Source organism: Komagataeibacter swingsii (genome assembly GCF_003207895.1).
Classification (GTDB): domain Bacteria; phylum Pseudomonadota; class Alphaproteobacteria; order Acetobacterales; family Acetobacteraceae; genus Komagataeibacter; species Komagataeibacter swingsii.
In genome coordinates this window covers 1-7,631 of the sequence record NZ_NKUB01000054.1, presented here as the reverse complement: position 1 = coordinate 7,631, position 7,631 = coordinate 1, and the positions used below count along the sequence as shown (strand labels likewise).

At 59.3% G+C, this 7,631-nt stretch carries 9 protein-coding genes, 1 tRNA gene and 2 pseudogenes; 4 read left to right on the top strand and 8 right to left on the bottom strand.

Features of this window, described 5'->3' with window-relative positions; all coding sequences use genetic code 11:
- Positions 1 to 21: 21 nt before the first annotated feature.
- The 3 genes from CFR76_RS16805 (at position 22) to CFR76_RS16795 (ending at position 1,807) form a co-directional block, all read left to right on the top strand.
- A tRNA-Met gene (locus CFR76_RS16805) sits at positions 22 to 98 on the top strand.
- A gap of 73 nt (positions 99 to 171) precedes the next feature.
- Complete coding sequence (locus tag CFR76_RS17885; protein WP_146222721.1) at positions 172 to 432, top strand: hypothetical protein; 261 nt, start codon at positions 172 to 174, stop codon at positions 430 to 432.
- 853 nt (positions 433 to 1,285) lie between these two features.
- Complete coding sequence (locus CFR76_RS16795) at positions 1,286 to 1,807, top strand: MFS transporter (protein ID WP_244191998.1); 522 nt, start codon at positions 1,286 to 1,288, stop codon at positions 1,805 to 1,807.
- Between the two features lie 362 nt (positions 1,808 to 2,169).
- Here CFR76_RS16795 and CFR76_RS16785 read toward each other — a convergent pair whose 3' ends face one another.
- The 7 genes from CFR76_RS16785 to CFR76_RS16750 form a co-directional block, all read right to left on the bottom strand.
- Positions 2,170 to 2,682: a hypothetical protein gene (locus tag CFR76_RS16785; RefSeq protein WP_146222720.1), complete on the bottom strand. Its 513-nt coding sequence runs from the start codon at positions 2,680 to 2,682 to the stop codon at positions 2,170 to 2,172.
- A 395-nt stretch (positions 2,683 to 3,077) separates the two neighbouring features.
- Positions 3,078 to 3,596: an RES family NAD+ phosphorylase gene (locus tag CFR76_RS16775; protein WP_081471034.1), complete on the bottom strand. Its 519-nt coding sequence runs from the start codon at positions 3,594 to 3,596 to the stop codon at positions 3,078 to 3,080.
- Positions 3,593 to 3,958, bottom strand: a complete 366-nt coding sequence (locus tag CFR76_RS16770; RefSeq protein WP_110557927.1) for an antitoxin Xre/MbcA/ParS toxin-binding domain-containing protein — start codon at positions 3,956 to 3,958, stop codon at positions 3,593 to 3,595. Before CFR76_RS16770 ends, CFR76_RS16775 begins: the two co-directional genes overlap by 4 nt.
- A 109-nt stretch (positions 3,959 to 4,067) precedes the next feature.
- Positions 4,068 to 5,783, bottom strand: a complete 1,716-nt coding sequence (locus CFR76_RS16765) for a recombinase family protein (RefSeq protein ID WP_110557923.1) — start codon at positions 5,781 to 5,783, stop codon at positions 4,068 to 4,070.
- A 45-nt stretch (positions 5,784 to 5,828) separates the two neighbouring features.
- Positions 5,829 to 6,173: a type II toxin-antitoxin system RelE family toxin gene (locus CFR76_RS16760; RefSeq protein WP_110557922.1), complete on the bottom strand. Its 345-nt coding sequence runs from the start codon at positions 6,171 to 6,173 to the stop codon at positions 5,829 to 5,831.
- Positions 6,166 to 6,429 carry a type II toxin-antitoxin system RelB/DinJ family antitoxin gene (locus tag CFR76_RS16755; RefSeq protein ID WP_110557921.1) on the bottom strand — a complete coding sequence of 88 codons (264 nt, stop codon included), beginning with the start codon at positions 6,427 to 6,429 and terminating at the stop codon, positions 6,166 to 6,168. The genes CFR76_RS16760 and CFR76_RS16755 overlap by 8 nt, the downstream gene beginning before the upstream one ends.
- Positions 6,430 to 6,538: 109 nt before the next feature.
- On the bottom strand, positions 6,539 to 6,763 hold the full coding sequence (locus CFR76_RS16750; protein ID WP_110557920.1) for a hypothetical protein: 225 nt from the start codon (positions 6,761 to 6,763) through the stop codon (positions 6,539 to 6,541).
- 263 nt (positions 6,764 to 7,026) lie between these two features.
- On the opposite strand from CFR76_RS16750, the pseudogene CFR76_RS18585 reads away from it, so the two are divergent.
- Positions 7,027 to 7,257 (top strand): annotated as a pseudogene (locus CFR76_RS18585) (ArsR/SmtB family transcription factor); the annotation flags it as partial.
- A 73-nt stretch (positions 7,258 to 7,330) separates the two neighbouring features.
- On the opposite strand, the pseudogene CFR76_RS18310 reads toward CFR76_RS18585, so the two are convergent.
- A pseudogene (locus tag CFR76_RS18310) lies at positions 7,331 to 7,631 on the bottom strand (transposase); the annotation flags it as partial.

Sequence of the window (7,631 nt, the reverse complement as noted above, 5' to 3'; positions counted from 1 at the left end):
CTTCCAGTCACCCCTCACCACCGCGGGGTGGAGCAGCCCGGTAGCTCGTCAGGCTCATAACCTGAAGGCCGCAGGTTCAAATCCTGCCCCCGCAACCAACGACGCTTGCGAATGACCATTCGCCACATTTCGCCGGGATCGTAGTGTGCGGTTCCCCGCAACCAACGATACTTGCGATCCGAACGCATCAAGAACGCCACTGTCCGGATGGACCGTGGCGTTTTTCTTGTGCGCCGCGAACTGCAGGATCGCCGCCAGGTCGCCGCGCAGGATGATCGCCAGTTCGCCGTACCACTGGCTTTCATCACCGCGCCTATCGGTTCGACAGGCTTTTACCTTTGGTTGCCAGCGGCAGCTTTGTACCTGAGATCAATATCGACAGCAGGAGGCTTCAAGCCTGCCCGCCCGGAAAGTTCGATCCCGACCAACTGACTCTAACTATCACGTCTTACGCTGGTAGAAGCATTGCCGTGTTCGGCTGGATTGGAGAGAGCGAAAGTGCATGCGCCACATACGTTGGAGCTTTCGACGCATTGCCCGACAGGGACAAGGCTGACATCCTTGCACAAATTGTTTTCGAAGAACTGGAGAATATTTTCCTTCGTCCAAGCTGGTGGAACACGCTTCCAGAAAGCCTGAAGGATGAACTTCTCGGACGCGCTCATTCTGGCGCGTCAGTAGCGCCCTCATCCTATCGACCGTATGGCCGCAACAATCCACCAATAATGTCAGGAGGCATTATAGCTATGACGGAGAGTTGAGCTAGACAAGCCGATGTATCCCGCACTGCCGTGCGCTGATCACTCGTGAATGAGCGTCCGCTACATCTTCTACGCGAATGGGAAGCTGTCGTTCCGGTACCCCCCCAAAGCCATCTGTCGGCTTCAAGAATTAAGCAGATAGGCCGCACTCGTCTTATGCCAGTCACAGGTCCGGCCTTGATAAATTTTGCAAAACGGACATGGCCGAGCTTGCGGGAATCGAACTGCGTTAGGCGGGCCGCCCCTCCCCACCACAAAGGAGTGCAGCCTCGGAACCGTGGGGTGAGCAGGGCTTTCTCCCTCTCATGATGGTCAATCTTCATGGGTGGATCGATGGATGCCCCGAACTTGCTTCACCGGACTTTCACGGAACGTTGTCCTTCTGGCCATCGCAAGCCTGTTTACCGATATTTCGACGGAGATGCTCTATCCGGTCCTGCCAGTCTTTCTGACGCAGACGCTGGGTGCCTCGGGCAGTATTGTCGGGCTGATAGACGGCTTCGCGCAAGCGGCACAGAATATCCTTGCAGGCTACCATCCTGATCTACTCGGTCTTCAACCTGGCGGCGGCCCTGGTTTCCTATCCGGCCGGATATTTGTCCGATCAATGGGGGCGAAGGAGCATGCTGCTGCTTTCGTTCGTTATCTTCCTGATCGCGTCTCTCGGCTTTGCTCTGTCCAGGAATGGTATTCTGCTTCCGGTACTTTTTGTCGTTTATGGCCTGTATCAGGGCATATCACGCAGTATCGGCAAGACGCTGGCAGCCGATCTCGTGCCGCCAGAACTGCGAGCCACCGGGATTGGCTGGTACAGCGCAACGGTTGGCTTGTTCCAACTGGTGGCCAGCATCGTCGCCGGAGAATTATGGGACCATATCGGTCACGCGGCCGTATTTTACGACGGCGCGCTCTTTGCGGTCGTCGGTATCATCGGGCTGCTGGTATTGCTTCCACGGGGAACAGGAAACGGATTGTGTCTATCAGCGTCCCGTTCACCTGAAATGTGTCAGCCGCCCTCAACGGACCATGAACGGCCCACTCAATAGGGTGGAGGATAAGCCGGTGCCATGGGATAACGTGGCGCTGCAGGGTACCCCGGAGCCACCGGGGCGGACGGCACAGCGCCAGCGACCACGCTGGCAATGGCCATCATCTTGCGTGGCTGCTACGTCTCGTATCCGGCGGGCGGAAACTCATCCTTGTAGGTCAAGGCGTGATCATAGGTTAGCGACTCCATCGCCATGTGAAGTTCGAGCGCCGCATATTTCAGACGTTCATCGGCCACGGAAGTGAATTCGTCTCTGGCGCGCCAGATCGCCGGACATCGTTACGATAATTGGTTATGCTCGCCTTCCCAGCCCAAAATGGGTGTGGCGGCGAACAGTACTCGGGCTTTGTGTTACGCCGCTCATGCCGCCGATTGCTCGGCGTCGGCCTGCGGGCTGCCTTCGCTCCCGAGTGCAGCCAGGACATGAGCATGTACTTCGCTGAGATTGATCAGCGTCACGATTTCGGGTGCTTCCTCAAGCGCCTTCTTCAGGAGTTCCATCTGGTCGGGTTCGTAGATGATGTGGTCGCCGTACGGCGGCCAGATCGCCATCAACCGAGGAACAGGCTTCCTGTCGTGGGCGAAGGCGGACCAGAGGTCCTGTTGAGATACGACGGAATTCGCGGCTTCAAAGGTGAAGCCCGCGTCGATCAGCAGCTTCGCCATCCGAAACAGGCAAAGGTCAGGAACACTGAAACGCTTCCACTTCGCACGCGGGTTGGGATCGTCGTGGATGTCGGTGCCCGGCTTATAAAAGCCGGGTAACATTCCTGCACGGCCACCCAATCCCCGCTTCAGATAAGAGCGCAATCCCTCGTATCCGACACCGACAATCTCGGCCGCTCGCGCTGTTGTTACGGTACGATGGGACATAGTGGCTCCAAAATCGGTCTCATGGGCACCGAATATAGAGGCGCTAAAAACCGGTGTCAATGAGACCGAATTGGTGCCGGAGGGAAACTGGACCGAGAGGGTCGCGGTCGAACTGGCGGAGCATTCCGATTAGCGAGCACGACGACCATGAACCGCACTACGCCTCTTCGCCCATCGACTATGTCCTGAGCAAACTCCCACTCCATGGCTATGACCGGCAATTCGACAGCGTTGCTGGGAGACTGTGCCGCTGAAGGAAGTAGCCGTTATGGAGATTATAACTTCCGAGGAAGAACTACCTTCCGCAATAAGCCGCCATACCGCTTTTCCCCATTGCTATCGTTAAGCTTGGGCGCTGGATAGCTGACATTCGGTAATCTCACTTTCCAGTCAGCTTATGGCCACGACGCTGCGGTTGTGGGCAGTCGCCTCTCATCATCAATGACGGTTACACGGGAGGGCAGACTGTCTGACCATGCCCAGAAGACGAGGTTTCTGTCGTGTTCTGTCGCTCCAGGGGCGAAGCTCGGGACGATGATGCCTGCTGCTCCGTCGGCCATGAGCGCCTTTGCCAGTTCCCATGAAGGCGGTGTTTTGCCCTGGTCAGCAAGGTCTTCCCACGGACATGCCAAGGTGGCGGGGGAGAAACCCCGATCGTTAAGACTGGAGAGATTGGTCAGATCGACGATGGGCTCGCTATCGACGTCATAGGCACAGATCGTCAAAGGTTGCGGCTTGAATGGAAAGCCCTGCTGGGCTTCGAGCCAGGCCGTCTCCATCCGAAGTGATGTGTAAAGGGCAGGTGTGCCGACCGGGTTGAACCGACCTCCGTGAAGCGCCGCACCATCGCCTGATAATGGGGTGAAAGACCAGCGGGGATTGTGAGCCCTGAATACCCGTCCGGTAAACCTCACGCGTAACCGCCGGTTGCAATTCGATCCAGGTAGCGCCGGACGGCGTCGGCGCGCCCCTCTCGGACGAGCGCCTCGGCAGTCTGGTCACCGAAGGAGGGCAGGGGTTGTGACCGGTACCATGCGAAAGCCTGTTGGGCTGAACCTGTCCATGGCCTGACGCGATTGAGGATTTCGACCATGTCGCGCAGCCTTGTCTGGGTGGCGGGGCGGCCGAGACGGGCGCTTTTGGAGACGGCGTCACGTGACAGACCCAGCGTAGCGGCCAGTTCGCCCCTCGTGATATGCAGTATATTGCTCAGCCGTTCCGCCGCGATCAGCCCTGATGGATCGAAGGCGTCGGAGAGGAACGTAGTCTCAGACATGACGTATTGCCTCATAGGTTGCCTGTATTATGGGATCATATATGAGGCGGCCTGCCTGGGACAAGGATTCCGATTGGATGTCCGCACGCATTTTGGCATGGTTACCCTGTCATGCGGCGAGGCGGGGTATCTTGCGGTCCACCAATCGCAAGTATCGTTGGTTGTCTTCCCCCGCAACCACCGATACCGACACTCCCGTGAGCAATGCTCCGGGAGTGTTCGTGTTTTTGGCCCCTTGACCGCGTGAGGCGGCGAACTCCAGCAGCATGCCAAGCTCGCCATGGAGCGTGGCGTGCATCTCGCCCCGACCCTTGCCAGGATGAAGCACGATCTTCTCGATCAGCGCGCGGATGGCCTCGGACGCTTCCTGCCGGTCCTCGGGATGGTTCAGCGTCTCGGTCAGCCGCTCTACCTTGTGCTTGAAGATCCCGGCGACGTTGGGATGAATGTCCGGCACGTCCTGGGGCTGGGCGGCGAGCAGGGCGACCAGTTCGTCTTCGCGGGCTTCCATCTCGCGCATGCGTTCGACCATGCCGCGCGTATAGCCGCCATCCTCGATCACCTGGAGCATCTGTTTCAGCCCCTTGCGTAGTTTGGTCAGTTCCGCCTGCCATCCCGCTGTACTGGCGCGGCGCTCATGGTTGGCGCGATTGGTTTCCTCGAAATAGGCGCGCATGGCCTCAGCCGCCGCTTCGGGCGTCATCAGCCGGTCCTTGAGACCGGATAGCACCCGGTCTTCCAGTTCCGGGCGGCGGATCGTGGTCCTGTTGGTGCAGGACCGGTTGTCCATGTGGCTGGAGCAGGCGAAGCGATCACCACCCCGGATCGAGCAAGGACCGCCGCATACCCCACAGAATACCAGACCGGAGAGCAGGGATTTCGGGCGGCGCTGGCCATTCAGCTTGTTGAGGGAGGCGCGGATACCGGCACTGATATTCACGCTCTTCGCCGCGATCAGCGCCTGCCGGGCACGGACAGCCTGCCAGAGATCATCGTCCATGATCCGCAGATCTGGAACATCGGTGACGATCCACTCTGATTGTGGATTGAGTCGGGACACACGCTTCCCCGTCTGCGGGTCTTTCAGATAACGCAGCCGGTTCCAGACCAGCCGGCCGATATAAAGCTCGTTGTTGAGGATGCCGGTGCCGCGCAGGGCATTGCCCCGCAACGTGGTGTTGTTCCATTTGCCGCCCGTAGGGCTGGGGATGCCTTCGTCATTCAGTCGGCTGGCGATGGAAAGCGCGCTGCGCCCCGAGGCGAATTCCCGGAAGATGCGGCGGACGATTTCCGCCTGCGCGTCGTCGATCTCGCGATCACCTCGGATCAGTTCGCCCCGTACGTCCATCTGATGCACGACGCGATAGCCGTAGCAGATCCCGCCGCCGGACTTGCCGGCCTCGACCCGGCCGCGCAGGCCGCGATGGGTCTTCAGGGCCAGGTCTTTGAGGAACAGGGCGTTCATCGTTCCTTTCAGGCCGACATGAAGCTCACTGATTTCCCCTTCCGCGAGGGTGACAATGGTGACGCTCGCAAACTGGAGACGCTTGAACAGGGTAGCGACGTCGGCCTGGTCGCGGGACACGCGATCGAGGGCTTCGGCCAGCACGACGTCGAACTGCCCGGCCTGAGCGTCGCGCAGCACGGTCTGGATGCCGGGGCGCAGGATCATGCTGGCCCCGGAGATGGCCGCGTCGCGGTAATACTCCACGACCTGCCAGCCCTCGCGCGTGGCGCGTTCCTCACAGAGGCGGAACTGGTCCTCGATCGACGCCGCCCGCTGGTTGTCCGATGAATAGCGGGCATAGAGCGCGACACGGGTCATGGCGGATCTCCTGACGGCCTACTATCGGGAAACGATTTTATCGGCTTATCTCTTGCGGCCCTTGTTGCTCAGCCGATTGCTCTGATCGATCGGCGGTGTGGGCACGCGCCCGGTTGCCGACATGTAGATTTCGTTGTCCTCGCGGCGTCCGACCGCGATGACGAAGATGACGATCCGCTGTTCCACGACCTGATAGACGAGGCGGTAGCCGTCCTGGCGCAGCTTGATCTTGTAGAGTCCCGCGAGATCGCCGTGTAGTTCGTTGCCAGGAGAATACGGATTTAGGACCAGTTTTTCGAGTTTCTTCTCGAATTTCTTGCGAACGCTCCCGTCCAGCCCATCCCACTCGCGGAGGGCGCGATCGTCGAATTCGATCGCATATTCAGTCATCCGGATGGCGGGCCTTCAATTCCGCCAGCGTCATGCGATGACGCGGCGCGGGATCGGCGAGGCGTTCGCGGACGATCTCGATCAGCCTGGCATCTTCATCGGTCACAAGCCGTCGCTTGACGGGCGGCTGGCCGGTCTCGGCGATATAGGCCAGCGTGTCGCGCAGCACGTCGGACAGGGACATGCCTTGCGCCGACAGCTTCGCGACGGCGGCGGCCTTGAGGGTGTCATCGACACGGAACGTCACGGCGGACATGATTGTCTCCCTAATTGCAGTACATATGTAATACATTTGTACGAAAATGGGAAGTGTGAAATCAGGTGTACCTACCCGATAGGTTGTGTCGCATCGAACGACGTGAGCATCATCCATCCGGCTCGCCTTGGTTGATATCGGTCCCGGCACGGGAGGCGTTGTCGTTGGCGGCGATCTGGCGTCCCAGCATTCTGGCCAGGACGAATACCAGTTCGTCCATGCGGGCTTTCATGACCGGGTTAAGCATGTCGGGCTTGATCTCGTTCGTCCGTTCGTTATCGTTGACCGGCGAGAGCGGTCCGGTCTCCGGCGTACGGTTCCTGTCCGTCATCATCCTGCCCTTTCCGTCTGGAGAGAACAGGACCATCACGCGCGGGGAAACGCGGCGCAACTACGAAAATTGACCCTTTTCAAAGGGATAGCTTGCTGCATCGTGTGCTGCGTACTGAGGCGTAGTCAGGCGTAGAATTGGCGGTGCTTTTTTCCTGACGACAGATATCACAAGTTGGTGATTCGGTTGAGACACCGCTAAGTTTGAGTCAGGCATCCAGCGGAAAACTTAGCTAATTGGATTACTTTCTTGACGGGCGGCTCAGGATGCGATTAGTTAGCCACATGGCTCACCGTGATCGCATCTTTCACTCCCTGTCGGATAGCACCCGTCGCGCGGTCATCGCGCAGCTAGCTCATGGCCCGGCCAGCGTCGGCGATCTGGCGCAGCGCCATAGCATGGCGCTGCCCAGCTTCATGAAACATATCCGCGTGCTGGAAGAGAGCGAGATCGTTGTCTCCCGCAAAATGGGGCGCGTACGCATGTGCCAATTGCGCCCCGACGCGCTCACAGTTGCACAAGGCTGGCTCGAACGGGAGCGTCGTGTTTGGGAAACCCGCCTGGATCGGCTGGATTCCTTTGTCGAAACACTGGCTGAACAGGAACATACCCATGCCCGCAGGGCCGTCCAATGGCGACCAGCGGATCGATGCCTTTTTCCCGCAGTTTCCGGACCGCCTGCCCGCTGGCGTAACCGGTGTCGGCGAGCACTGTCTTTGGGAGACCGATCGTGTTTTCCATTGACAACACGGTGCTGGCAAAGGACGGCGCATCCGCTGATGTGGCGACAACGCCGGTTGTCACGATCAACTGGCTGCCTTCGGCGCAGACTATGGCCTGAGCATTGTAAGCCTGCCGGAATTCATGGGCG